This window comes from Vibrio sp. 2132-1 (assembly GCF_033344315.1).
In genome coordinates this window covers 1-1014 of record NZ_JAWPON010000113.1, presented here as the reverse complement: position 1 = coordinate 1014, position 1014 = coordinate 1, and the positions used below count along the sequence as shown (strand labels likewise).

General features: G+C 49.4%; 1 protein-coding gene. It reads right to left on the bottom strand.

Annotation, left to right across the window (positions count from 1 at the left end; translation table 11 throughout):
• Positions 1 to 1002 (bottom strand): N-acetylmuramoyl-L-alanine amidase (locus R8N47_RS23790; RefSeq protein ID WP_318185924.1); only part of this gene is annotated, 1002 nt, incomplete at its 3' end.
• Positions 1003 to 1014: the final 12 nt, after the last annotated feature.

The following is a 1014-nucleotide window of genomic DNA, read 5'->3' as shown; positions in this document are numbered from 1 at the left end:
GCTAGTGTTGATTGGCTTGGTGTTGTGTAGATGCGCGACGCGTCCCATTTCACCCAAAATTTCGGTCGCCAACTTGTAGCCTTCTTTTTGCGAATGGCTGAACTGGAGATCGAGCAAAGTTTGGTTCACATTGCGGTCTTTCGTGTTCGTGACAAATGCATTGCCAGAACCACCGAGCAACTCGGACTGTTTCTCGTGGTTCTCAACCCAACGAGCAATCTCAGTGTTTGCGCGACGCGTATTCAATACGAATACCGATCCCCCACGAGGTTGTGGTGATGTGAACGCATCCGCGTGAACTGAGATTAACAGGTGCGCGTCATTTTCGCGGGCAAATGCAACACGGCGGTTTAAGTTAACAAAGTAGTCACCGGTACGCGTCATGCGCGTTTTGATTCCCGGCGTCGCATCAAGTTGCGCTGCAAGCTTACGAGAAATGCTCAGTACCGCGTCTTTTTCATACTTGCGACGAGATGGACCAATTGAGCCAGGGTCTTCACCACCATGACCAGGATCGATCACGATCAATACTTCTTGAGCACGCTGTACGGTACTCATGTCTTTGCTGGTTGTCGTCGGTTTGCTTAGTTTCGCTGCTGCTGTCGCGGTTTTCTTACCGTGTGGCAGGTCAATCACCAAACGATGCCCATATTGGCCGCCCGGCGTTGGACTGAGTTTGAATAACTCTGCCTGAACGTTTTTCTTTAATTCAAAAACAAGGCGATAGGTGCCTTTCTCTGGAGGCGAGCTTTTACGCACCAATTTAAGCACTGGGCTATCAGAAACGGTCACTGGCAATTTAGCTTGCATGGTGGTGTCTTTCATATCCACCACAAGACGGTCCGGCCCTGATAGAGAAAAATAGGAATAGTCCGCTTCCGAGCCTAAATCGATGACAACACGCGTCTCATCTGGGGAAGGCCACACTCGGAAACTTTTAACGACGTTAGCAAATGCTAAATTGGGGATGAGAAGGAGAAAAGTGGCGACAAACGTCGCCACTACTCTAAAATT